At 55.6% G+C, this 26,012-nt stretch carries 20 protein-coding genes; 9 read left to right on the top strand and 11 right to left on the bottom strand.

What is annotated here, in order from left to right; translation table 11 throughout:
- Positions 1-56: 56 nt before the first annotated feature.
- The 3 genes from NP589_RS18830 to tmpT form a co-directional block, all read right to left on the bottom strand.
- Positions 57-941 carry a carbon-nitrogen hydrolase gene (locus NP589_RS18830; RefSeq protein WP_256608337.1) on the bottom strand — a complete coding sequence of 295 codons (885 nt, stop codon included), beginning with the start codon at positions 939-941 and terminating at the stop codon, positions 57-59.
- Positions 942-1,014: 73 nt separating this feature from the next.
- Positions 1,015-2,046: an agmatine deiminase family protein gene (locus NP589_RS18835; protein ID WP_256608338.1), complete on the bottom strand. Its 1,032-nt coding sequence runs from the start codon at positions 2,044-2,046 to the stop codon at positions 1,015-1,017.
- A 1,672-nt stretch (positions 2,047-3,718) separates the two neighbouring features.
- Entirely contained in the window at positions 3,719-4,363 is a 645-nt protein-coding gene (gene tmpT / locus NP589_RS18840) for a thiopurine S-methyltransferase (protein WP_256608339.1), read from the bottom strand.
- 137 nt (positions 4,364-4,500) lie between these two features.
- Between tmpT and NP589_RS18845 the strand changes: the two genes are divergently transcribed.
- From NP589_RS18845 to NP589_RS18885, 9 genes are all read left to right on the top strand, one after another.
- Complete coding sequence (locus tag NP589_RS18845) at positions 4,501-4,917, top strand: helix-turn-helix domain-containing protein (RefSeq protein ID WP_256608340.1); 417 nt, start codon at positions 4,501-4,503, stop codon at positions 4,915-4,917.
- A gap of 58 nt (positions 4,918-4,975) precedes the next feature.
- Positions 4,976-5,269: a hypothetical protein gene (locus NP589_RS18850; RefSeq protein ID WP_256608341.1), complete on the top strand. Its 294-nt coding sequence runs from the start codon at positions 4,976-4,978 to the stop codon at positions 5,267-5,269.
- Between the two features lie 206 nt (positions 5,270-5,475).
- Positions 5,476-6,237 carry an AraC family transcriptional regulator gene (locus tag NP589_RS18855; protein WP_256608342.1) on the top strand — a complete coding sequence of 254 codons (762 nt, stop codon included), beginning with the start codon at positions 5,476-5,478 and terminating at the stop codon, positions 6,235-6,237.
- Positions 6,238-6,314: 77 nt separating this feature from the next.
- Positions 6,315-6,467 carry a hypothetical protein gene (locus NP589_RS18860; RefSeq protein WP_256608343.1) on the top strand — a complete coding sequence of 51 codons (153 nt, stop codon included), beginning with the start codon at positions 6,315-6,317 and terminating at the stop codon, positions 6,465-6,467.
- Positions 6,468-6,959: a protein tyrosine phosphatase family protein gene (locus tag NP589_RS18865; protein WP_256608344.1), complete on the top strand. Its 492-nt coding sequence runs from the start codon at positions 6,468-6,470 to the stop codon at positions 6,957-6,959. It abuts the gene before it with no gap.
- Between the two features lie 19 nt (positions 6,960-6,978).
- Positions 6,979-7,440, top strand: a complete 462-nt coding sequence (locus NP589_RS18870) for a methyltransferase family protein (RefSeq protein WP_256608345.1) — start codon at positions 6,979-6,981, stop codon at positions 7,438-7,440.
- A 146-nt stretch (positions 7,441-7,586) separates the two neighbouring features.
- Entirely contained in the window at positions 7,587-7,991 is a 405-nt protein-coding gene (locus NP589_RS18875; protein WP_256608346.1) for a hypothetical protein, read from the top strand.
- Positions 7,992-8,176: 185 nt separating this feature from the next.
- Positions 8,177-9,295, top strand: coding sequence for a DJ-1/PfpI family protein (locus tag NP589_RS18880; protein ID WP_256608347.1), 1,119 nt, complete (start codon positions 8,177-8,179; stop codon positions 9,293-9,295).
- 110 nt (positions 9,296-9,405) lie between these two features.
- Positions 9,406-9,570, top strand: coding sequence for a hypothetical protein (locus NP589_RS18885; RefSeq protein ID WP_256608349.1), 165 nt, complete (start codon positions 9,406-9,408; stop codon positions 9,568-9,570).
- Between the two features lie 519 nt (positions 9,571-10,089).
- Here the strand turns inward: NP589_RS18885 and NP589_RS18890 are convergent.
- The 8 genes from NP589_RS18890 to NP589_RS18925 form a co-directional block, all read right to left on the bottom strand.
- Positions 10,090-11,058 carry a tetratricopeptide repeat protein gene (locus NP589_RS18890; RefSeq protein WP_256608350.1) on the bottom strand — a complete coding sequence of 323 codons (969 nt, stop codon included), beginning with the start codon at positions 11,056-11,058 and terminating at the stop codon, positions 10,090-10,092.
- On the bottom strand, positions 11,058-14,735 hold the full coding sequence (locus NP589_RS18895; RefSeq protein ID WP_256608351.1) for an eCIS core domain-containing protein: 3,678 nt from the start codon (positions 14,733-14,735) through the stop codon (positions 11,058-11,060). Before NP589_RS18895 ends, NP589_RS18890 begins: the two co-directional genes overlap by 1 nt.
- A gap of 3 nt (positions 14,736-14,738) precedes the next feature.
- A complete protein-coding gene (locus NP589_RS18900; protein ID WP_256608352.1) occupies positions 14,739-16,718 on the bottom strand; it encodes an ATP-binding protein in 1,980 nt (659 codons plus the stop codon).
- Positions 16,711-18,315, bottom strand: coding sequence for a hypothetical protein (locus NP589_RS18905; RefSeq protein WP_256608353.1), 1,605 nt, complete (start codon positions 18,313-18,315; stop codon positions 16,711-16,713). Before NP589_RS18905 ends, NP589_RS18900 begins: the two co-directional genes overlap by 8 nt.
- Positions 18,316-18,324: 9 nt before the next feature.
- Positions 18,325-21,999: a hypothetical protein gene (locus tag NP589_RS18910; protein ID WP_256608354.1), complete on the bottom strand. Its 3,675-nt coding sequence runs from the start codon at positions 21,997-21,999 to the stop codon at positions 18,325-18,327.
- Between the two features lie 505 nt (positions 22,000-22,504).
- Complete coding sequence (locus NP589_RS18915) at positions 22,505-24,196, bottom strand: hypothetical protein (protein WP_256608355.1); 1,692 nt, start codon at positions 24,194-24,196, stop codon at positions 22,505-22,507.
- Positions 24,197-24,209: 13 nt separating this feature from the next.
- Complete coding sequence (locus NP589_RS18920; protein WP_256608356.1) at positions 24,210-25,112, bottom strand: hypothetical protein; 903 nt, start codon at positions 25,110-25,112, stop codon at positions 24,210-24,212.
- Positions 25,113-25,328: 216 nt separating this feature from the next.
- Positions 25,329-26,012, bottom strand: a 684-nt coding sequence (locus tag NP589_RS18925; protein WP_256608357.1) for a phage tail protein, incomplete at its 5' end; no start/stop codon positions are given.

A 26,012-nucleotide genomic window follows, 5' to 3' on the forward strand; every position in this document is an offset into this window, starting at 1 on the left:
CGGGCAACAGTTCCAGCTGTTGCCCGGCTTTCTCAAATCGCTGAAAGCATCAGCCTTTAATCGATAAACCGTCTCTTCAAATCCGCATACTCATCGATCCGGCGATCACGCAGAAACGGCCAAATACGTCTGACGTCCTCGCTGCGCTGCGCATCAAGCTCGGCAAATAACAACACATCCTTACTATCATCGGCGCTGCTTAGAATCTCGCCTTGCGGGCCGGCGATAAAGCTATTTCCCCAAAACTGAATGCCCGGCGCTTGATCCGGCGCAGCTTCAAAACCGATACGGTTGCAGGAAATTACCGGAATGCCGTTCGCCACCGCATGCGCACGCTGCACGGTAATCCAGGCATCGCACTGGTGTTGTTTCTCGGCAGCGTCGTCATCGGGATTCCAGCCAATCGCGGTCGGGTAAATCAACAAATCCGCCCCCGCCAACGCCATCAGCCGCGCCGCCTCCGGATACCATTGGTCCCAACAAATCAATACACCCAACTTGCCTATCGAAGTTTGAATGGGCGTAAAACCCAAGTCGCCGGGCGTGAAATAAAACTTCTCGTAAAACCCCGGATCGTCGGGAATATGCATTTTCCGGAACGTACCGGCGATACTGCCGTCCTTATCAAACACCACGGCGGTGTTGTGATACAAGCCCGGCGCCCGCTTCTCGAAAATAGTCGAAACGATCACCACCTGGTTGGCTTTGGCTACTTCGGCCAGGGTTTCGCAAGTCGGGCCGGGTATCGGCTGCGCCAAATCAAAACAGGCTGTGTCTTCGCTTTGGCAGAAATAATGATCGAGATGCAGTTCCGGCAAGACCACCAGGTCGGCATTTTGTTGCGCGGCTTTTTCGATTTGGCTGATGGAATAAGCCAGATTGGTTTCCCGACCGCGATTGCAAGGCTGCTGCAAGGCACAGGCGATAATCGTTTTTTTCATGAGCTAATCGGTTTGAAGACTATAAAGGGTGCAATACGCCAGCGCATTGCACCGGAAAAAATCAGGCGAATACTTAGAAATTCAACTTAACAATCGCCGGCACCTGCATGCTCGCGCAATGCAAACTGCCATACTGATGCACTAACGGCCGGCAGGGCGTGGCGATGATTTCATGATTAGGGAAGCAGGTTTTCAGCCGCTCCAGCGCCACCGCATCCATCGCGTCTTCATAAACCGGCACCAATACCGCGCCGTTGATAATCAGGAAATTCGAGTAATTGGCAGGCAACTGTTGGCCTTGTTCGTCGAAAATCGGTTTCGGCAACGGCAACGCCACCAAACGATAAGCTTCGCCGCTTGCGGTTTTAAAGGTTTTTAACTGCGCTTCCATATTTTTCAGACTTTGGAAATGCGGATCTTCGCTGTCGTCGCAACTGGTATAGGCAATGGTGTTGGCATCGCAAAACCGCGCCAGCGTATCGATGTGCGCATCGGTATCATCGCCGGCCAGATTGCTTTGCTCGACCCATAAAATGCGCTTCGCACCCAAATAGTTTTGCAACTGGCCGGCAATCGCCGCTTCCGATAGGTCCGGATTACGGTTAGGGTTAAGCAAGCAATTCTTGGTCGTCATCACGGTACCTTGACCGTCCGACTCCACGCTGCCGCCTTCCAACACCAGATCCAGCGTGGCAGTGGGATGGCCTTTAAAAATCGGATGCGCAAACAGCGCCAGATTCAACGCATCATCGGCCGCATGCGGATATTTCTTGCCCCAACCGTTGAAACGGAAGTTGAGTAACTGCACGCTAGCTTTGGGATGCTGCCACTCCATCGTCAAAAATACCGTATCCCGCAGCCAGATATCGTTGTAATCAGCCTGCACCATATGAATCTTTTCGTTGTGGCCCAGTTGCGTCTGAATATGCTGCTGATGCTCGCCGTCCTTGCAAATAATCACCAGGGGTTGAAACCGGCTAATCGTGGTGGCGACAAAATGATAGGTGTCTTCGACGGCGGACAAATTGGTAAAGTCGCCGCTGTGGTGCGGCCAAGCGATGATAACGGCTGATTGTGTTTCCCATTCTGCTGGAAAGCGAATCATGAAGTACTCCCTGGATAATGTGGCTTTGAGAAATAATGCCTTATTGTATCAATGCTGACCGGTTAGGCCTATTCCACGGAATTTTAATGTCATTGCGGTGCATGCTTGGACATGGAGGCAGGATTGGCGCTAACACCAAGAAACAGTCGAAGTGCCGTTCGCAGACAGGAAGGGAGAGATAACCGGAGTGGGATGATGAGCCCGCCGGCGGGGGATGCCACAGCCTAAACTGTGGTCTCCAACCCGCCAGCCTACCGCCGATGCCGTTGACGAGGTCAGACTCGAGGTCTGTAGTCAGTCAGAAATCCCGAAATTTACCGTGAGGCCGCACTAACCAAGACATCTGCCATCATTTCAGCCAATTATGAACAAAATACGAAACCACGATTGCTCGAGGGATTCGACGCCACTATGCACCAATTTGAATCTTTCCGTACCCGCTCTTTACGTGGTAATTGCCCCTAACGTTCAATCCTCAGACAGGACACGCGTTGCCGCTCATTTGTTCCACTCGTCATCGACCGCTTGCGCAGTGTTAACACCGCAGTAGCGCTCTGCATTTCATTCTGGCCTCCCGGCCGATTTTTTCAAGCGGGAATATAGATTTTGCGGGAGTTATTGCCGCAATTTCAACAATTAAGGCATCAAGCTGGACGTTGAAAGTAACGCCGTATCCCTTAGACTTGGTAACAATTAGAAACAAATTAGGCACGCTTACTAATAAACCTTGGGACGTTATAAAGAGCGCTTAGCGCGGATTGATAATCAGGCCTGGAAAGCGCGATGGCCTTGCTGCGGCCCGTTGCGGTCTGCCGCTTGATCTGCTTCAATGACAAAAGCTTGGTGGCTAACTATCTCAGATAATAAAAGGACAGGAAAATCGTATGCCAATCAAGATATTTTCTGATAGAACTGGGTAGCGATGAGTATCAAGGGTAATGGCGAATGCTGGCGCTGTGCTTACAAACTACGGCAAACCGATTATGCGTACGAGTCCAAATGCGCCGGCTGCCGCACAGCTACGCGCGTCTGCCGCAATTGTAGATTCTTTAGTAATAGCGCCCCGAATAAATGCAATGAACCGAAGGCCAAATTGATTACCAACAAGCAACGGGCTAACAGATGCGAATATTTCGAGGCTTTGTGATTGCTATTCCAGCCTAAACCAAGCCATTCATCGCAACGGAAAACCACCACCTGCCCTGATCTAAACTAAGCCACCTATTCCGATACGATTGCACCGGTATTGAAATCATGGCATTTGAATTGGCGAACTGTCACAACCGACCCATTTTTGACAGTCGCGTTTCTTCAAAGCGGCCGGTCAGAAAAATCCAGACTTTTCGAACTGGTGGGCTACAAAGCAGCCACTGGAGAACTCACCCAACCGGCCATCAACGTACAACTAGGCGTCTCAGTAAAATGGCAAATGTGTCCGCTAAAGCCGCCATCCGATTACGTTCCTCATAACCAAGGAATCCTTTATCGGGCCAATTTTCGCCCCTGGTTATGGCAATGTTGAGCATAATATTTATCCCCATAATAAACGAGCGAAACTAGCATCGTTATACTCAAGATCAGCGAAATACCAGTAAGCCCGCGATAAAGCACACCAAAGCACCCAGCGCAAGAGACAACAATATCCATTCAACACCCGGCATGATAAACCAACCTACTTATTAGCGTTTTGGAGTAACCAGACGGTCTCCGTTGCGGCAACTTCGCCCTTCAATCCACCTTCAATATTCTTGCTTTCAACAGACTTCAGTCTGTAAGCAGACTCATAGTGTTGCTTTACTTCGTTTTCAATCACTGAAAACGGAGGCCCATCCATCAGGTGTTGGTCGTATTCATAAGTAATCAGCAGCTGCGGTGCCGTGCCACTTATGTTTATCAGATGCGACGTATAGTGCTCCCGTATGCCGGATGGCAGGGCAACTAAGGCTGCCCGATCGTATATCGCGTTTGTTGCGCCAAGAAGCTCGGTAGACACGTCGAAAATATCACCGACGAATATGTCTATGTCTTTAGCGCTGTATTGGGTCAATTTTCCAGCCTTAAAGGTTTTCGGCTCTAAGCCAAGTTCATTGAACAACTCGCTAACGGCGAGTTTGCTCAATTCCGCGCCAGCCACTCGATAACCTCTGCTAAGCAACCAAGCGATATCCCGGGTCTTACCGCACAACGGCAGAAATACGCGACTGCCTTTTTTCAGATGTAATTCTTTAAAATGCGCGACAAGATATGGGTTTGCCTCGCTTTCATGAAATGCAATCTCACCGCGTTCCCATTTTTGATGCCAGAAACTTGCTTCCATCTCGACTCCCTAAATCATTAGCCCATTAAAATTCAACATTTATTTGGTGTTTCAGTCTCGAAAAACCGTTATTTTCGAGCCTAGAATAAAAGTTCAAGTCAACTTGAGGTCAAGCATTAATTTCAACAGGAAAGTGTATGGATATAACTGAGGTTACTAAGGCATCTGGATTACCGGCCTCCACGTTGCGTTTTTATGAAGAGAAAGGATTGATTCGGTCTACAGGGCGCATAGGGTTACGCCGTATATTCAGTGGCGATGTGTTGGAGCGTCTGGCATTAATTGCTTTGGCGCGCGGTGCCGGTTTCTCGCTTGATCAGATCGGCGAGATGTTTACCCCTGAAGGGCCTGACATCGATAGAACGTCGCTTTTAGCCAAGGCGGATGAGTTGGATAGAAAAATTAAAGAACTGACTGCTATGCGTGATGGACTTCGCCATGCCGCGGTCTGCAATGCGCCGAGCCATTTTGAATGTCCAAAATTTCTTCGCCTCCTCCGAGTTGCGGGTAAACATCGGTTTAGGCAGCCAAATAAGTTGAAAGACAAAATTTAAGTGATGAATGCGATTATCTTTACTCTCTTCGGCACCAAGGCAGACTCCAAGCCGGGCCATGCGTTTCTTTGCGTGGATGCCCGGAACGATGGGCCGCGGAGCTCGTGAACAACAAGCCGTGATAGACGCACTGGGCAGTGAGGCGTTCTCGCCGCTTCGCTGGACGCTCGTCCGCGCCGCATTGAACTCGCGCGGCAAAAACGAACGCCCCGAGGCCTCGGCGGACTGGGATGGCGCTTTAAATTCCTGGTCGCCAGTTTCGTATGAAGCCATGGGCAGATGGATGCTTGAGGAGGCGGTGGCCAATCAGTTTCTCCGTACAGCACCGTTGGTGTCGCGGCGTCGCGCGTGAACGCTGTCGATGAGCGGACTAATACATGTTAGCCAGAACGAGGGAATACAATGTTTGAGTTTCTAAAGAGGCGTCCTCCCACTCCGGACGCTTTTCGCGTAGCGCTAAAAGGAGTCTTGCTTTTTTTAGTAGGGGCATACCCATTCGTTAAAGCAAGCGAGTGCCCGCATCTAAAAAAGGAGAATGGGTGGCAGGAGTAATAGGCAATGAAGACGACAGGAACCGGGCGTATCGTACTTTGGCGTGGTGGGAGTCTGTGGATCGGTCGAGCAGGAGAGCCCACGGATTTTCATTCCCATCATGCCGTCCAGATTACGTTTTCGTTTTCCGAGGACGGCGTGCGCTTTCGACGCCCCAATGGACCCTGGAATATCTACAAAGCAGCAATCATCGCCGCGCACCAAGTGCATGCATTCGAGGCGCGCGGCAAATTTGTGGCGATGATCTTTGTTGAGCCGGAATCACGCGAGGGACGGGTGCTGCACCAAATAGGCCTTGAAGAGGGTATCTCTTCGCTTACCCATAATACGCTGGCGCATGAACTTGCAGCGCTCGCCGCGTCTTACAAGGAAGGCGCCCTGGATTCAGAACTCGCCGCCTCCGCGCGTTTTGTGATTACCAAACTTGCCGCCACGAACATGATTTCGGCGGTATCTCTGGATAAGCGGATTGAATATGCCGTGGAGCTACTGCGTGAGAATATCGGCGAAACAGTTCCGCTTGCCAAGATTGCTGATGCCACCTGCCTTTCTGCGGAGCGTTTCCGCCATCTCTTCATTGAACAGACAGGCATGCGGTTTCGGCCCTACGTGCTTTGGCTACGCATCGAAATCGCGCTCACTGCATTTGCCTCTGGCGCAAATCTGACCGAGGCCGCCCAGGCCGGCGGATTTGCCGACTCCGCACATTTCTCGCGGACGTTCAAGCGCATGTTCGGGATTGTGCCCTCAAGTTTCCAGCGCGAATAGCCGTTTCGTTCAAGCCGTCACTGATGTAAGCCCGTAGACTAGGCACCGCATCAACTCAACTTGAACGGAAACATATCATGAACCGCACCAATGAAAATCTCTGTCACAGCAACCCAGGACCAGGTTCGGACCGTAGTGTCGGCAGCCAAAAACCCATAGAGCAAACGATTTTGGCTTGCGGTTCGTCGATCAGGCGCGCGGCAAGTGTCTGGACTAGAGCGGTTCGCTGAATGAGCGCCAAGTTACCATTCATGGACGCTGAAAACATTCATCAAGTGTTCGACTGGCTTTGGGCTTCCGGCCAATTATCCGAGAAGGACATTGCAAGTCTGACGGCGCTTGGAATAGAAGCCGTGATCAATTTGGCTCTCACAACGTCATCAAACGCCCTACCCGGTGAAGCTGAATGTGTTGCGCGGCAAGGAATTACCTACATTCATATTCCCGTGGTATGGGAACAACCCGAGATTTATCGGTTAATGCAGTTTTTCGGCGCGCTCAAGGACTTCGAGAAGCGCAATGTTTGGGTGCATTGCGCAAAAAACATGCGGGCTTCGGTTTTTATCTACCTCTATCGGAGATTATGTCTGCTGGAAAGTGAGGAATCATCAGCCCATCCAATGAAGGAGGTTTGGGTTCCTAATGAGATATGGCAAACATTTATCCGCGATGCTTTGCGTATGCACACTAACCCTGCATTAAAGAGCTCCTTCGTAAATTAACACCAGCCGGCATCTTCATATGAATACTCTTGAACTCAGAATTCCACCCGTCGCCTTATCACTTTTCATTGCTGGCGCAATGTGGCTTGCATCAGTGCAGTTTCCGGTTATGTCCTTCTGCATACCCGGGCGTCTCATCCTATCGATGGCATTGTGCGGTATTGGCATCGTCTTCGTTGTTGCAGGCGTCATTGCATTTCGTACTGCCAAGACAACGGTAAATCCAATGCGACCGGGTACGGCGTCTACCTTGGTAAGCTCGGGTGTCTATCGTTTCAGTCGGAACCCTATGTATGTCGGTTTCTTATTTGCGCTAGGTAGCTGGGCATTCTTTCTTGCGCATGCCTTGGGATTTATCCTGTTGCCCGCGTTTGTTATCTATATGAATCGCTTTCAAATTTCACCCGAGGAAAGAGCGCTGTCTTCAAAGTTCGGCAAACATTTCGCCACCTACACGCAGTCTGTTCCGAGATGGCTATAAGAGGCGAATCGAGAATCGGCGGTCAACAGGCGGCGATATGTATCTGTTGGCATTTTTCCGGAATCGTTTCCCGAAGACGCATAGTCCTTGGTTACAGCAGATCTTTGATGGCCGCTAAATTCAAACATTAAAACATAGGAGTCAAATTGGAATATCTCGCAGGTATAGTCATCGCCTTAGTGGTTTCGTTGTTCGCTGCATTCGTCGGCCTAGACAAAGAACGCAGCTTCTATCCAACCGTGTTGGTAGTAATCGCATCCTACTATGGTTTGTTCGCGGTAATGGGCGGTTCGGTTCAGGCTGTCCTTGACGAGTCAGTCGTTATGACCCTATTTTTAGGGGCCACCGTTCTTGGTTTCAAACGCAATTTGTGGTTTGTCGTTGCTGCATTAGTCACCCATGGCCTATTTGATTTCTTTCACGGCCATCTCATTTCCAATCCAGGCGTTCCTAGTTGGTGGCCAATGTTTTGCCTGACCTACGATGTGGTGGCTGCCGTATATCTCGCCTATCTTTTGCGAAACTCAAGAGTCATTGCAAATGCGCGTTGACAGGGCGCGCAAGAGAAACCGATCTGGGTGGGTATGCTATCCGTGCACGCTCGAGTGCACCAGAATGAGCTAATGGGGCACAAATAGCAACGCATATTCAGGTCGTGGCGTTGTCGGTGACGACCCTCGCGTTTTAACTAGCCAATTTCTTCCGCTTTACGCCAATCAATGATTGAGGAAAACAAATGAAGTGTTCCGCTTTGATGAAAATTATCAGTTTCGTGATGGTGCTGCTTGCAGCGCAAACGTACTACACGCAATCATGCCTGGGCGCGGAATCCACACACGCGAAAATTGCAGAACTGACGAAGCACTCCCTCACCCTTCCGGCGCCGAAAGACCGGCGAGCTCGTCCGCTGGTCGTCATACTTGCCGACAATGCCGGTACAGAAACCACGGATTTTGTCATTCCTTACGGGGTCTTGAAGGAATCCGGTGCAGCAGATGTGGTGACAATTTCGACTGAGCCGGGCACTGTTGAGTTGATGCCTGCGCTGCAGATACGCGCGGATATGACGATAGTGCAATTCGACGCATCAACCCCGCTCGGGGCCGATATACTGATTATTCCCGCCATGGATAGAGCGGATCATCCGGTACTGCTCGACTGGGTGCGAGCCCAGTCCGAAAAGGGCGCGACAGTGGTATCGATTTGTGAGGGCGCACGAGTTATCGCGCATGCAGGACTACTCGAAGGCAAAGCGGCGACCACACACTGGTCGGGTTTGGAGGAAATGGCTGAAGCATTTCCTGGTACGACATGGGTGCATAACCAACGTTTCGTGATTGACGGACAGGTGATGACGACCACTGGTATCAGCGCTTCCCTGCCGGCATCGTTAGCGCTGGTCGAAGCAATTGCCGGCCGGCATGCTGCCGAGCTTACCGCGCAACGGCTGGGCCTGAGCACTTGGAAAATCGATCACGATACGTCTGCGTTCACGCTCACCGCAGACCACATCCTGCTTGCAGCCGGTAATTGGCTCGCCGTGTGGCGACACGAGGTTGTCGAAATGCCCGTTGACGACGGTTTCGATGAAATTTCCGTGGCACTCATGGCGGATGCCTGGTCACGAACCTTTCGTTCCGAAGCATTGGCGACGAATATAAGCGGCGCGGTGCGTTCCCGCCACGGCTTGCTCATGGAAACTGAGGCCGGCTCCGAGCCGGGTCGATATGTCCTGGCCGTCTATGCGGGCACGCCTGCGAGGGCACTGGATGCGGCACTTGAGGGTATAGCCGGACGCTATGGTGCGCCGACTGCGGATTTTGTAGCCCTGCAATTTGAATATCCGCGACGCTAGTCCAATACCTCATACCTATCAAGATAGAGTCTGATGTAACTGCTGTGAGTAGCTGGTTACTGCAAACATAGCTTAGCGTAAACTCTAAGGATCAAGCGGCGGAAAACGCCATGTCCAAGGAAAAATTGCTTCTGGTTGACGGCCTGTTGCCTTGCTTGGAATTGGGGGACAATTATCGGTCGAAGCTCATTGAGCAGCACGATGTGGAGGAGGCGCTGAAAAAGAAAATAGCTGATTACCGACAATGTGTGAATTCGTTACAACGTTCGATCTAATCAATTGTTGGAACAACGGCACGAGGGTGATGATTACTTGATCGCGTTCGCCCTTGATCCGGTAGCCGAATATCTCGCGACCTATGCCCATGCCAAGTACTGCGGTAAAAGCGTGGATGCTTGTCAAACACTGTTTACCTAGGTCGCGGCTCGGGAATAACCCAGTGGTTTTCTGACCGTGCTGAGGATTCCCCATAAACTATATGCCAATATCTGCGGGTGGCCACCCATGTCATTTCCTACATTGTCTGAGGACAATTGAGCTTTGCCTGAATGACGGCTTAGGGACATCTTTTAGTCGATCGCGATCTAAGGTTGGGAGGCGGGTTATGACCGCTGGCTCAACCATTATGTCAAATTGTTCGCCGAAAACCGGACATTCAATTGGGTTACAGGATGCCTTAAATAACAAAATTGGAAAGTTTCCCCAGCCGACCGCATTTCGCCGTTGCCCGTCCTTTTCAACTTTATTCTCGACATCCTCCTGTTCCAATTCAAACCCTTCTCGCCTCACTAAACTCAACTCACCAACAACATCTTCCGCGCCTTAACCCCGTAGGCATCATCCGGCAAATCGGCCAGTTGCCGCAGCAATTGCGCGCCGGATTCCTGTTCGCCGCTTTGTTGTAAGGCCAAACCCAAATAGAACTGATATTTGCTGGACGCGCGCACAGCCTCGCTTATCGACTCCAGCTGCTCCAAGGCTGCGGCCGTATGCTGCCCGGACAACAAAACTACCGCCAAATCCAGGCGCGATTCATCATCGTCCGGATTATGTTCCAGCAAATGCTCGAACTGGGCGATGGCAACATCGCGATTACCCAGACTCAGACTCACCAAGGCCAGATGCCGCAAGGCATTGCTGTCGTCCGGATTCAGCGCCAGCGCGGTTTCCAACGCATCGCGGGCGCTGCCCAGATCGTTACGCAGAAAACAGGTAATACCCAATTGCGCCCAAGCTTCTTGATGCTTGTTGTCTAATGCCAAAGCTTGTTGATAGTGCTGTAAGGCTTCGGGCAACCGTTGCTGCGCGGCCACGGCGATGCCCAAGCGGGTATGCAGCTGCGGGGCGTTGGGTTGCAGCTTCAAGGCCCGGATCGCTGCATATTCGCCGCCCTGAAAGTCACCCAGCAACACTCTAATCCGCGCCAGATTGTCCCAGGCGGTAACATTATCCGGATCGCACGCCGTGGCCTGTTGCAGATGCGTCAGACCCTCGTTGACCTGCCCGGTATTCACCAGCACCTGACCGAGATTGCAATGCGCCATCGCCATAGTCGGCTTCAACCGCAACGCGGTACGCAAATGTACCAAAGCCTCCGCCCACTCTTGCCGCTGAGCCAGCACAAAGCCCAGATTGTTATGCGCGCTGGCATTGTCCGCGTCCAGTTCCAGCGCCGCTCGATACAAGCGCGCCGCCTCGGCCAGATTACCGGCTTGATGGGCTATCACTCCTTCTCTGAGCAAATCGTTAAGCGCAATGCTCATTAGGCAATCCTTTCGATAAGTCCACTGAGAATATCACTCGGCGAAATGTCCGGCACCTCGAACTGCACATCGTCGAGAGAAATGTCGAATGGCTGTCCTTCGTGGTAGTGAATCGGCAGGCTGATGCCGAACCGATAATTGGAACCAAAGGTATAAGAAGCAAAGGTCCAGCGATTGCTGTAAACCTCCCAGAACAAGGCCTTGGCGCGCACATAACCTGAAATGTCGAAGGTGAATGCGGGTTGCGCATGTACGGATAGATTGGCTGTGAGATCCAAGCCTTGCGCCGGCGTCCAGTCGATCGCCACGCCGGCTTCCGCGGCACCCTGAATCCCCAGGGTACCGCCGATTTCCAGCCCCCCGGTGACACTGACACCGGGAATCCCCAAACCAATACCGGCGCGCACCGACAAGCGCAAGCCGGCATCGGCAGGCACCCGCAAATGGGCCTTACCGGTGACGTGGGTGTCTTCCTCATGCGCCGGGTTGTATGTAATCCCCAAGCTGAGTTCGTCGATGACGCCGGGGCCGATGCCGGCCGTCGCATTCAAACCGCCGCCGATTTCGGCGGTGATGCCGGGCACAATCGGAATATCGATGCCGATGCTGAACAGCGATTTGTCGATTTCCTTACGCGCAAAAATTTCCACATTACTGGGAATGCCGATTTCGCCGGACACGGTGACTTCGCCGTTCGGATCGAAGCGGATGCCGGCGGTACCTTGCAGCCATGAGGCAATCTGGATCGTCGCCGAGCCGGAGCCAAATACGGTCAAGGCACCATCCGGCATCGGATCGCCGCTGGGCCGGCCGTCTTCGCCTACTGCCCGATTACTGGCGCCTACAGTTACGGTACCCGCCAGCATGCCGCGCTTGAATGCACCGGAGAATTCGGCGGTGAAAGCCCCGTCGTCGTAACTGACGGTAAGTTGCGAATCGATGCCGGGGATGGCAGGTTGCGCACTGCCTGTGGCGCGCACTTTCCAGTCATCGCCGCACTTGTTGACGGTGACGTCAATCGCACCGGAGCGAATCGCCGGATTAGCGGACAATTGCAAGTTTCCGCCGATGGTAAGGCCATCGGCTTCGGAATAGGCAACAGTAAGACCAGCCTGCTGGATGCCGGGAATGTTGGGTTCCACGGTACCGGTGGCGCTAAAGCTGCCGGCGTTATAGCTGGCGGTGATCGCCGCACTGCGTATGCCTTTGATCTTGTCCGGACTGGTAATGGCCAAGGTGCCGCTGATACCGAACCCGGTTGTACTTCTATAGGCCATTTGTAACTCGGCTTGGTCAAATAGCCGGGAATCAGCGCGGAAGCGGCCGGCGAGACCGAAGTTACCCTCGCTATCCAGTTCCGCTGCCAGAGAACCATCACCGAAATTGCGTACGGCAAACTGCATATCGCCGCTGACGCTAAGACGTTCGCCGTCGTAACCCAGGGTAATGGTGGCGTCATTGACTGTCAGTCCGGGTATCGGCAGGCGCTTGGCCAGGCTATTGGCATCGAAGGTGTGAAATATCCCCAGGCGGCCATTGACGATCTGGCCGGGCACTTGCAAGCCTTGCAGCAAAGGATGGGTAGGCTTGAGCATTGCGGTGGCGGCCAGCCCCCGGTTGATACTGAAACCGCTCAAATCCACCGGACTGGCGCCCTTCAAGTCGACTTTTTTCGGCAACAGGGTTTCCAATGATTCGCTGCTGATTTTGCCGGCAAAATCCACATCCTCCTCTTTGTACAGCGGGATGTCGAAAGCGCCGGGATTGCCCGTTACTTTGATTTGCGGCCCCAAATCCAGCTCGACACTGAGATCGCCGACTTTGGCATTGGCGCCGAGTTTGTTGTAACCCTGCACCAGTGTCACATTGGTCATGTTAAAACCTGATAGCGCTTTCTTTTGGGCCGCCGGCACTTTGAACGCGACATCCTTGGCGGCGTGGCTAATTTTGGTAATTGCCAGCCCGCCAGTCGGAGACAGAATGGAAAACCGGGTGGAGGTACCCTTGCGCTCCTTTGCAGAATCATCCAGCAAATCCAGAACCGGTGCCAGATTCTTGATGTCATCCTGACTCCAGAAGGTACTCCCCCCTTCTTCACGTCGACGCTGGTGCCCCCCGACAGCCGCAACGGCCTTGAATTTGGTGACGCGGTTATCCAGCACGTGTTGGGCGGATGGTTTGGTACCGGGCGTGCCCAAATCGTTGAGTCTCGGATCGGTAGGTTTCAGTTTGGCGATGGTCCGCTCGACGGCATCTCGAATTTCGCCGCGAAACGAAGAGCCGACGCTGCCATTGTGCGAGGCGTTCAGCAACTCCATGTTATGTAACGCATCTTCACCGCCCAATTGGTGTTCGACAATGTGATCGACCTGGTAGGAGGTGTCTTTGCCCGAGCCATCCCAGGTCGGAATTCTCAAGAGATCCAGAAAGGCTTCTTCGTCGTCGGCTTTGATTTCCTTCTTTTTGCCCGCCATGTTCAGGTTGAGTTTAAAACCGTGGGAGGCATTGGGGCGGCGGTCGGCGGGAATCTTGTTCAGATTGGGTTTAACGCCCTTCCATTGCTCGCGCTGTTTGGTATCGCGGTTTTCGCTGACGCTGCCTTTTGGCCGTTGTAATTGGCCTGCGCGCGCCATACCTTGATAACGCAATGCGTGGCGGGACTTGATGGGTGGAATTTCCAGCGGTTCGCTGACTTCGAAAACCGGGTCGCTGCTGGCCGCCGCGCCGCCGCCCGCGGCAGCTTTGCGGGCCACTTTCTGCTTAATCCCGCCGCTTTGCTGCACCACATGCGTCATTTCATGGGCCAGTAGTTCGCGGCCCTGATCGGTCTCCGGCGCATATTCGCCCGGCGCAAAATAGATGTCATTACCGACCGTGAAGGCGCGCGCGTTCAACTCCTTGCACAGCGCCGTGGCGTGAGCATCGTTATGAATCACGACCCGGGAAAGATCCTGCCCGAACTGTTTTTCCATGTCGCGCAACACGGCATCGGGCAGCGGCGTGCCCCGACCTCGGGTTTGCTCGATGCGTTCTTCTATCGATGGCTCCACATCATTGGTTTCGGCGGCGCTTGCCGTAGCCTGCTGCTCTGGTTCTGCCTGCTGTTCGCTCTGTGCCGCCGCCCGCATCAATGTCTTTTGCAGCGTCTGCTCTTCTTCAGGTTTGGCGGCTTCAGTTTTACGAAACAGTCGCGCCGCTTTTTTTTCGTCCTCCGGTTTGGCCGCTTCGGTCTTACGTTGCAATGCTTTTTGCCCTGGCGCCTGTGCTGATTTTTCCCTGTCTTCGGTTTCCACGGAACGCTGCGCAACCGGGTTATTCATTTCCTGTTCCGGCTTTTTCGCCCGGCGCACCGGTTTTTGCGGTTCTTCGGGTTTTGCGGCGTTTGCCGCCGCCCGGTTTAAGCGCCGCAGCAAGCGCTGGGCGCTGGGCACCGGTTTGCTGGAAATCATTTCCTTGTCTTCTTTCACCCCCGGCTGCTCACCGGTTTTTTTAGCACGGCTGACTTCCTTAGCTACTTGGTCGGCTTCCTTTTCTTCTGGGTCGTGCGGCTGACTGACCGCCATCTTGCGTTGCAGATATGCCGGCTTGCGCTGTTTTTTCTCTTCCTTGGGTTTGGGCGGCGCACTGGTTTTGCGCTGCGGCTGCTTTTTGCGGAGTTTGGACGCCAAGGTTGCCATAAGCTAACTCCTCAACTGCTTTAACTGCGCCGGCGGGTTGCGGCCCAGCTTTTGATATTCGCGCTGCAAAGCCGACAACAAAGGCTCGACGCCAATCGGCTGATCGGCCGGGCTACAGCCGGCGGCGGTCAGCACCACATTTCTGATCTGGCCGCCGCTGATGTCGCAATAGCTGGCCAGCGTCTTGCACAAATCATCGCTGGGGCTGCGTTGGCCGAAATGGCTACGCCATAAATCCAGACGCTCCTGAAACCCCGGCATGGGGAAATCCACAATCGCGTCCAGCCGGCGGGTAAAAGCGTTATCGATACGCTCCCGGCTGTTGGCGGTCAGGATGGTGATACCGGGGTGGTTTTCGATCCGGGTTAATAGAAAGTTGGTCAGCATATTGGCGTAACGCTCGCCACTTTGCTGAGCGTCGGTGCGCCGGCCAAATAACGAATCGGCTTCATCGAACAACAATATCGCATCGGCGGCAGCAGCCAGATCCAGCAAGAGGCCCAGATTTTTCTCGGATTCGCCGACGTATTTATTCATGATCGCCGCCAAGTCGACCCGGTATAGCGGTGCGCCCAGAGCGGTGGCGACATAACTGGCGGCCAGCGTCTTGCCGGTACCGCTGTCGCCAACGAACAAGGCCCGCAGGCCGGAATTGCGCGAGGCCTGCAAGGTCACGCCCAAGGCTTCCCACAATGATTCGCGGCTATGGGCGCGGGCGATAAAGTCATGCAGGTATTGTTCGACCAAGGGCGGAAACACCACCGCCTTGCGTTCGACCCGCCGCCGCACCGGTTCGGCCAGCAGCCGCAAACGTTCTGCGCCTAAGTCGCGGCGGGCTTGGGCAATATGCTCGGCGTTTAACGCTGCACGGCTTTGTTCAGCGCGCAGCACCGCATTGCGCGCCACTTTCTGGATCACCGGCCCGCTCAGCAACGCGCTGGCGGCACGGCGGGCCAATTCAGGATCGGCGAGATAGCGCGCCCAAAGCTGACGGCGCTCGGTTTCGTCGGGTACACCCATTTCCAATTCCAGCAAATCCTGACCGGACACCGCATCGGTCATTCCCAGTACAATCACATGGGCAATATTGGGCTGTATCGTCGGCAACTGCCAGCTCTCGCCGGCCGCCACCTGCGCCTTGATCACCGGCAGCCAGCCAGCCAATTGGCAAGCCAGCGGCAAGGCTGGCTGCTGTTGCCACAATTCGCTCGGCACTTCGATGGCGATTAATCCCAACAAGCCCGCCAGTTCGGCGGCCAAGGCCCGCCGGCCGCAACCGCTGTTGCCGCGTATCGCCAAGCCGCGCACCTCACCTTTCGCCAATAAGGTGGCGAGATGCGGTAATTGCTTGCGAATCCGTAGCGGCAATAACTCGCGGTCGGTCAGCGCAATTACCCGGCAACCCGGCCAAATCGCCGGCCTGCCGCACAATACCGACCACAAGGCCGGTTCGATGCGCAATTGCCTGAGCGACAACGGCCCGGTTCCCTCCAGCAATAACACCTGCTGTTGCACCAGCGGCGTAGCATGCAAATCCAGCGCATCCAGCGTGCCGGCGCCGAATAATTCGTCCAGCATCGTTAGCGCCAGATGCACGGCCAAGCGGTTACCGGGATTGGGCGCTTGCAACTCGCTCAGCGTCAAAGTCACCAGATAGTCGGTTTCGGCGCTGCCGACCACGGCCAACAAAAAGGCTTGCGGCAAGTCGATATGTTGTTCGCGCAGCCACTGCCCAAAGGGACCGGGCGAAGTCTGTATCTGAGCGGCTGCGTTATCGCGCATTTGCGTCCAGCTCGGCAGGGCTTCGACGTTTAACTGCCGAGCGGCTTGCTGACGCAATTGCTCTGACAGTTCGCTGTCGCCCGGCATCATCCTTTCCCAAAACTCTGCTAAACCGACGCGCACCAAGGCCGCCAGCGGTTGAGACCGGCTGGGCGCTTGCAGATTTATCGATTCGGCCAAGGGCTGCGGCGGCTTAGTCATAATGAAAACTCACGACTCGGCCCAGCCACGGCAGCCAGTCCGGATTGATGTCCAGCCCGGCCAACCGTACAGGCAAACGGATTGCATTCATCGGCGCGTACAAGTCGATATGGCTGGGGCTGTAGTGAATTTGCGCGCTAAGCGCCAACAGCTCCGGCTGCCAGACGCCGGTTTTACCGTACCAGCGCTCGGCCAGATTCAACAGCTGTGCGCGGGCCGGCAGTTTAGGCAACAGCGCCAGTTGCTCGCGACTATCCAATCCCAATTGCATGCTAATGAAATCGACCAGCGCATCCTCCTCGTCCAATTGCAATTCCTGCCCGAGCAGATACAGCCAAGCCCAGCCGCTGGGTAAAGTTGCGGCATGCTGCTGCATCACGGCCCGCAACTCGGCGCGATTCAGCATGTTCAATAAATACAGCAAGCCGCCCTGCCGAGTCTGGAAGCGGGCGAAGGCCGGATCGGCGGTTTGGCTATCGGTCGATAACCTATCTAAGAATATTGCAGCCTCCGCAGCCGGCCGAGGGTCGCTATCAACTGCTAAAGCAGATTGATAACTTGGCTGAATTGGCTCGGCTGCCGGGTTTGCTTGCTCTGCGCTATGCGGCGCTTTTAAATACTTGGAACCAGCAACGGCAGGCGCTGATTCGGCATGGGCCGTTACCGATTGTAGGTTCTCTGTTTGCCCTGGAATCTGCCGAGAAAGGTTTGCCAACTGCGGTTTTGCCATTGCTTCAGTCTGCGCATCAGTCCGGGATGCTGCCTTTACCGCATTGTCGGCCTCCCAAATCGGCTCCGGCATTGTCTGCTCGAAGTAGCCGAATAAAGCCGCCAGCACTTCGGCGGGCCGTTGCTGCAACAACAGCGGCGCGATTTCCTGAGCAATCAACAATATGGCCAGTTGATAACGGCCATCCGTGACGGCCAAATCGGCCAATAGCGCGTGCCATCTGCTTAGCAATGCCGACGGAATCCGCCCCGGTGCCGCACACAGTTCCAGCCTGATTCCCGGCAAATCCAGGGCTTCATGATCATGCTCCCAGGCCGCAGCCATTTCGATGGCGGCCCGGTCCGGCAAACGAAACCCCAGCTGCCCGGCCAATTCCTCCGCCAATTGCCGAGCACCGCCGTCGCTCAAGCTCGACCAGACCGCCGCCAATTCACCCCGTTGCGCCAAGCGTACGGAAATCGACGGCAATAAAGTCAGATGTTCCGACAATAGGCCCGATATGGCTCGCGACACGGGTAAATCGAAGCAATGCGCCCAACGGCGCCAATACCACTTAAAGCCGGCGCGGCCCTGCAATAGATCCGTCAACAAGGCCGCCAATAACTCGGCCAAACTGGCAAAGCGCATCACTTGGTCAGGATTATTGCTTGTATTTAAATGTTGTCGGGTTTGGTCGAGCAACTGCCTTGGTAGTTGCCGCGCCGCACCGCTGACTTGCAGACGACGGATAAAAACCCAGCTGTCCGGCCCGGCTTGCGGCCAATTCGCGCTTTGCAAGGTATCGCGCAAATTATCCGCCGTCCGCTGTTGTCCGGCCCGGACGGTCAGACGGTGTATCGCAACGGAATCGGCGGCCAGGGTGCTCATATTTTCCAGTTACAAGCGCTGCTGCGTCAGCTTGTTCGCCACCACGCTAAAGCGGGTGTTGATCTTTACGCCGCTTTGCAGCATATCGACGATGGTTACCTGAGTGCTTTGCGGACTATGATCTTCCACCGCCAACACCGCGACCACGCGCTGTTCGGTATCCAGCAATTGCAGCCGGGTACCCGGCAACGGCGGCCGGTTCAATTTGACCTGCAAGCGCTCGCCGATTGCCGCCAAGCGCGGCGGCACATGTACGTTGCCGCGAATAATCTCCTGCGGATCGCCCAGCGAGGCGTGGATAAGCACCGCCCGGATCATATTGCGCATGGCGCTGCGGCTGGCGGCGGAGGCATCGCGATCCAACTGCCGAAACCACCAGGCGATCAACTCCGAGACGGTGCGCGCGGCATTGAAATCGTCGGCTTCCGCTCTATCCATACCCGGCCACCACGACACATTCTCGACCCGAATCTGATCGTCTTCGGCCAGTTGCCCCCACTGCAAACGCAGCGACGGCGGCAACTGATTGAGTTTTTCCAGCAGACAAGATTGGCAATGCTCCAACTGCTCGCGCAATTCGTGGGCGGGTTTGCGTAGCGGTCCAGCTGTGCCGGCCAGATCTTCCAAAGCCAACACTTTGGCGGCTGCGGCCTGGGTTTGCAAACTGCTGGCGGTAAAGGCCGGTAAGCTGAAACCGGCCCACTGTTGCATCACGATCTGAGTTTGCAGATGCACGGTTTGCAGGCGGGCCTGCAAGGTATCGGTATTGGCCGGCGTCAGCAATCTGGCGGGTCTGGCCTTAAAACGGGCCTGACGCAATTGCCCCAGATAATCGAATTGCTGAAATGGCGGCAGCTTGGGCCTCAACGGTTTTAAGCCGGCCCAGTCGTCCATCGGAATCTCGCAGATCGCCGCGAAAAACGGATCCAGCGCCGCCGGCAGATCCACCTCTTCTTCCCAATCGCAGCCGGGAACGATATCCTTGCTGCTGCCGTAACGTAGCGCCAAGGGGTCGGCCAAGGCAGCGCTGACCGGCGTGCCGCGCACCCTGACGTAGTACAGGCCACGCAGGGCTTTGGTCAGAATCCTGGTGCGTTCGTTGTTCAAAGCCCAAACCTGCCGCCAGTCTTCGTCCAGCAAGCGCTGCGCGACGCCGTAATCGCCAAGTTGCTCGACGCGGAATCGGTCCATGCCTTCCAGGGTTTCCCGCGCCACCCGGATCAGGCCGGCCAGTTTGTCGATCTGCGCCAGTTTATTGGCTTGTTCGCGTAATTTGCCTTGCAGTTTGCGTTCGATATTGTTGTAACGCGCCTCGAAAATCGCGATCCATTGCGTCAAAATCCGTCCGGCTTTGAACAAGGCATGGTAGCGATATTGGGTCTTTAACAGGCTGGAGCGTTGCGGATTGTTTGGGGCGTTTTTGTCGGCCAGATTATCCAGCACGGTCGGCGATTCCAGTTTGCCGCTGCGCTCGAACGGATTGGTGGCATTGGCGCCGGCCTGATCATCTTCCACCACGCCGATTTTCTCCATCTGTTTGCGCAAGGTCGCGGCGTCGGTGGGGTCGAACAAATCAGTCAGCGTCGCCAGCAATTCCTTCATTCCATAATAGGCCTTAGCATATTCGTTGATTTCCGGGCTGATATGATCGATCACCCCAAAGCGATATTCCTTGGCCTCGAAAGCCGGCTTGCTGACCGCTTCCTTAGTTATGCGCGACAACATATCCAGACGGTTTTTATTGATGCCCAATTCAAACGCCGAATAGGTTTGCGGCTTGCTGGTCAATAAAAACGCCGACTTGGACACCGACGAGGTGGACGCCAGCGCATTGCTCAGCAGATTGTTGCTCAAGGCGCTGCCGGCGGTGATTTTCGGCGCGGCCATCTGACTGATCGCGCTATTGAATAAGCCCGCGGACGCCGTGGCAAAAACGGCTTTCGGCGCATTGCTGACCACGCTTTCGGTGCTGACAGCCTTTTCGACGTTATTGGGAATATCGGTGGCGTTGAGATTGGCGTAGGGCAACCAGCGCGCGACCTGCAAGCCGGTGCCGTCGCCGGCCACGCCGCCAGCCAACGCTGCCAAGGCCACGGTTTGCGAATCCAGTTGCTGGCGTTGCAATAATAAAAAGTCGCGGGTTTTTTCGACCCGGCTGCGGATGGCGCGAATCTGGTTCTCGATGGCTTCCAGTTCCACCAAGGCCACCGCATATTGCACCACCAAGCCGTCGTCGCTAGGCGTGGCGACCGGCGGCGGATTGCCGTCCGCGCCCAACCAGCTACTATAAAAATTGGGTAAGGCAGGCACGCCCTCGCTGTAGGGATAAGGCGTGCCGGGATTTTGCGGATCTTGTTGTTCGCTGTTGGCGCGAGCGATGACTTTCTCGAAAATCGTCAAAGGCAAGGCCGGCGGAATTTCCGGCTTGGGCAAATCCAGATTTTTGAATTGCGCGGGATCCAGCACCGCATGCTCAATGACACCTATACCGCCGGCTAAAGGCGGGGTGTTGGACGGTTCGACGAAATACAGCGCATCGAATTGCTGGCGCCATTTGCGCCAAGCCTCGTAGGCGCGCATGTAAAACCGGAAAATATCGCTTTCCAACACGCTGTCGGTTTGCGGAATGTCCAATAAATTAGGCCGGTAATCCGGCTCGTTCACCGCCAACAGCAAGCGAATCTTGTCGCCGGCCGGCTGGCGCAGATCGATTACCCGACGGGCGATATGGCTGTTTAACAATTCAATCACCGCTTCTTCCGGCACCGGCACCATGTCTATGCCCAGATGACTTGGCAGCCAAAGCAGATTCGGCGTCGGTGTCGCGGGATTTTGCAGCCAGTCCAGTGGCAACTGGCCGGCGGCCGGCAGGAAATCCAAATGCAGATTGTCTTGCAGAAACTGCGGCAACGGAATCCCGGCGTTGGCCGGCAAACCGGCCGCCTGCATGACCCGCCGCATTGCCGCGCCGGTTTGATTCAGGAGTACCCGATAACCGCTGTTCGCCACCGCTTCGTAGCGCCCCGCTTCTTGCGACAGCCAGGCGATGCGGTAGCTGGCATCCTCGTTGGTCACCACCGCCAACAAGGCCAGCGGCAAGGCATGGCCCAACTTGGCCATGAATCCGGCATCGACCCGGTCGGCGGCCACCCAGTTTTCGATGCGTTCGCGCGGCCAGGTGTTGACGGCGGCGTCGCTGATATTAATGCGCAGCAAGGCCAGACTACCAGCCAATACCCGCTGGGTATCGCGGGTCGGGTCCAGTTCTGTCCGTTGACAGGGATCGACGCCCGGCCCGTCGACTTCCCGGTCTCCGCGCGTCAGCATTAAATAGTAAACGCCAACCGCGCTGGCGACCTGGTTGCGATTCAGGTAGGCGTCGATCAAATCCTGCCATTCGGCACGCAGCGGATAGTACAGCCCCAGCGCCTGGCCATTCGCAGCCAATGCCAGACCGGAGCTGACACTGAAACCGGGTTCGGATAGACCGTTCGGCCCCAATTGTAAATCCAGGCCATGGACGATGCCGGCGCTTCTGCTCTGCAACACAGCAGCCAGCCGCGCATCGGCATACGCCTGTTCGCGGTCGAACTCTTCCTCGCCCAAATGCCGGCCGGGGAACATGTGCACCCGCTGCAAGCTGCGGGAACTGGCGATGGGCCTATGCAGCAGAATCATGGACATGATGGCTACTCCTTATTGGTTTACCGTTAATGCTAGGATCGCTGGTATCCCTTTAAATTTTGATTGTTGTGTCGCTAGCGCGACAAATTTTCTAATGTCGGTTCTCGGACCGACAGCCGAGATACTTTCGTTACGAAAACCATCCCTGGTTTTCGCCCTGCGGGCCAGCCTATCGGCTGTTCAAATTCGCTCCAGGCGAATTTGTGCTTGGCCAAAAAAAGTATCCAAAGACAAATCTGCCTGGAGCAGATTTGGACGCCATCGGCGCACGAAGTGCGAGCGCCAGGATGGTGCGAGTCAGCAGGCGGCCCGGATGCCGCTTTAATCCTCCGCGCCGACATACGGGTAAAACCCATCTCCAACTCAAAGCTATTGAGTATCCATCAAAAGTCGAAACAGTCCCCTCTCCCTCCGGGAGAGGGCTAGGGTGAGGGGATTTAAAACTACCAATTTCCACATCCTCTTAAAGCATGGCAAAGTAACTAAACGTTTCCCAAACTCCCCATCACGGCAACAACGCCGCCCATTGCCCGATTAAGCCGTTATCCAAACCCAACGCCGCTCCATCAGCTGCAACCAATTCCCCGGTTGCCTGGTTAGCAGGCTTGGCGCGCAATGCATCCAAAAATGCTTCCAGGTTGTTAGCTGCAGCCAGTTGTTGCAGGGTTTGCCAGATTACCGGGTCGTATTGGCGTTCCACCAACAACAAAATTCGCTGGCTAGCCGCTACGTTGGCTGCCACGCTGGCGGTTTCAGTCAGCGCCGCCAAAGCGGCCCGACCAGCATCGTCAATGGGAACGCGCAGTTCGGCCAGCATTGGATAATTGACCCGTTTCAAAAACACATTATCCTCGTCGTCGATCAAACCGCCGCCGTCAGCTGGGCCGCCCACCACTTCGGGCGGGGCCGGCAAGGATGTGCCTAGCGCTAACACAATACCGCTGATCGAAGTTTCCGCCGCGCGACTGGGCCGTCGCACGTACAACGGTGCATTGCTGCCGAAGCGATCCCAAATAGCCTGCCAGGCCGCTTGATCGGTGTCCAGCGCATGCACCGGCCGGACCGGATACAGTTTCAGGCGCAGTAGATCCAGTTGCGGCAGCAAGCGTTTGTTCGGGTCGAAATTGCGTTCCAATTGCGCGGCGTAATGGCCGTAATCCAAGTTTGACAGCGGCACCAGCACCACAATGTCCACCGGCTCGCCGTTGCTTAAATCAATGGGTGGCAAAGCCAGGGATTCAGCGCGGAGCTGTTCCAGGTCGGATTGGCGCAACGGAGCAATCGCGACCTGATAGTTTTCCGGAAAATAACCTTGCCGGCCGTTAACCGGATCGACCGCTTCCTTGGGCAAACTGCCGACCGGCGGTAGCAAGGAAAAGTAATCGCTGGCATGAAAATCGCCGGTCAGACCGCCGCTACGGCGATTGCTTAGAATGTCGGTCAACAATGCTTCGTATTGCCGCGACAAATCGCTTTGCAATGAGTCTATGCCCGGCTCGGCGCGCAAGGGATGCCGCAGCAATTGCGCGTCCAGCCATTGCGGCGCGCCTTCTTGAATCGCCACCAAGCCCAAGGCCACGGCGTCTTCCGGTAATAGACCATGCAGTTGATCGTCGCCAAGCAACTCGCGCATCAAGCGCGCGCGTATCTGTAACGGGCTTTGTTGCGGCAGCGGAATCGGCAAGGGCACCAAGCCCATCTGCACCGACTCGGTAATCATCGCGAATTGAAAACCGCGTTTGGCGCTCAAATCTTTCGGAAACACCTCGGCGATATCGGTGCCGACATCGATATAACGCAGTACGACAGCGTACAAACCCCGATTCAAGTTGGAGAAATTGCCGTCGTTCAGGCCGCTGATCAAGGCCCGGTCGCGCAGATTGACGATCAGCCGACTACCCAGCTCCAGCACCCGGCCGGCCGGCGTCATTGCCAAACCCGGCTCCAGCGTCAGCAAACCGGTGAAGCGGTCGAAGCTCAATGCCAAACCGGCGACGATGCCGCTACCCAGCACTCGGCCGAGTTCGCGCAAGCGCTGATCCAGATAGACTTGATCGCGGGTCAGGTCTTCGGCGGTCAGCAAGCGGCCATCGAAATAATGGCTGCGAGTCAAGCGCGGATCGATGTCGGCGACCTGATCCAGCGCCAGTCCGGCGGCAATCGGATTGCCGAGAGGTTGAAATAGAATTTCGCTCATAGTCCCTCCATGATCAGGGCTGGCGGGCCAGCCAGGCCAATTGGCTGGCGGTGGCCAGGAACGGCCGCACCAAGTTGTTGATCGAGATTAATTGCGGGTTGACCAGAATGGCGTTGATGTCGGCGACGCTGATGCTAATCCTGGCCAGTAGCAAGCGGGCGCCCTCCTCCAACTCGTCTTGCAGTTGTTGCGGATTAACGCCGCCGCTATCCAGCGCATGCAGCAATCGGGCATGCAGCGCCAGTTGTGCACCGGCCACAGCATTATCGTTTTGCACTTGCTGCAACAAGGCTTGTTCGGCTGCCGACAACGCCGGCATCGCCGCCGGCAGCGTTTGATGGCAAGCCCAGGGTTGATAATCATCGTCTGCCGCCGCCGGCGGCAATTCCGGAATCAATTCCAGGCGCACGCTGTCGGCGGTGCGGCTGGGTTGTACAGCGTCGGTACTGAGATTAAGCTTGCGCGCCAGTACCGGCTGCATCGCCACCGGGCAATCTTTTTGCCGCACGCAGATTTTCAACCAAAGCAAATTGTCGGCATCGCTGTACCCTTCGCGCAGATGACTTTCCGATTGCGCGGCCAGCCAGTCGCCGAGGTTGATGCAATAAGGCTCGTGAATCAGCACCTCGCGGCCTAAGCCGTCGATGCCAAGGCCGGGACTCACCAGCAGGCGCACCGTCAAATTGTCGGTATTGTTGGGATGCGTGGCCGGTGCCATGCTCACCGCCATGCCCGCCAGCGTACCGTAACCTTGCAGCCAGTATTGATGGCGGGTCAGGCGGCGGCGGTGGTAGGCCTGCTCGTCGCGGGTCGCTTCCAGACCTAGCATCATCCCGGCCTCGTAAGCCACTCGGCGCAAGGGCTCTGCCAAAGTGGCGTCCTGTTCCAGCGTGGTGAAATCGTCTAGGGTATCCATACGGCCTCCATGTGTGGTGCCAAATAGGAAATGCCAAAATCTCGGTATCCGGCGGCATAAATCCCCTCGCCCTCCGGGAGAGGATAGGGTGAGGGGCTAAAAACAGTTGGACCACATTGATAGCGCCCCCTCACCCCAACCCTCTCCCGCGAGGAGAGGGAGCTTGTCTTCCGGCCTCTGATAAGGACCGGGTCAATGGCCAAACCAAGAAAACCGCTATGCCTGCGCATTGATATCCTCCGGAGAAAATGCCGCCGGGTTTTTCAAGATCCCCTCGCGGCCCAGATAGGTGTCGTCCAGCGTCACCCGTTTGAACGGCGGCGCGGTTTCGATGAAGGTATCCATGCCCAGCAGCGGCGCGACACCTAGCACAAAGGGATGTTCGGTTTCGATGATGCGGTAGTGCAAATGCGCCGGCAGCTGTTCCGTCAAAATGTCTTCGACGGCAGAGCGCAAACTTACCGCCCGCCCGTGCAACAGGATACTGACTTGATGCGCGTATTCCTCGAAAAATGCTTTGACCTGCGCCGCCTCGTCAACGGTCGCCAATTCCGGCGCAAATAGCGCCAGAAACTGCCGGGCATCGCTTTCCGAGAGTATCAAGCTGTCGCCGACGATGCTGTTGCCGCTCATGCCGGTACCCAAGGTCAAGGGGTGATCGCCGTCATCCATGTCTATGCCCAGTATCGTCGCCATGGTCCGCCGCAAGCGGAAATTCTCTAACACCACGATCTCGCCACGCTGCACGCCGCCGTCGCTGACGATGTCCAAAGCTAGATTCAAGGCCGCCAGCGTGCCCTTGTATTGTTGAATCAAGGTCAAGTCCCGCAGCCAGCGCCGCTGCCGAGCTTCCGGCCAGTGGCTTGGCAGACGGCCGCCCACCGCCTCGGCCAGCCATGG

This window comes from Methylomonas rosea (assembly GCF_024505055.1).
Classification (GTDB): domain Bacteria; phylum Pseudomonadota; class Gammaproteobacteria; order Methylococcales; family Methylomonadaceae; genus Methylomonas; species Methylomonas rosea.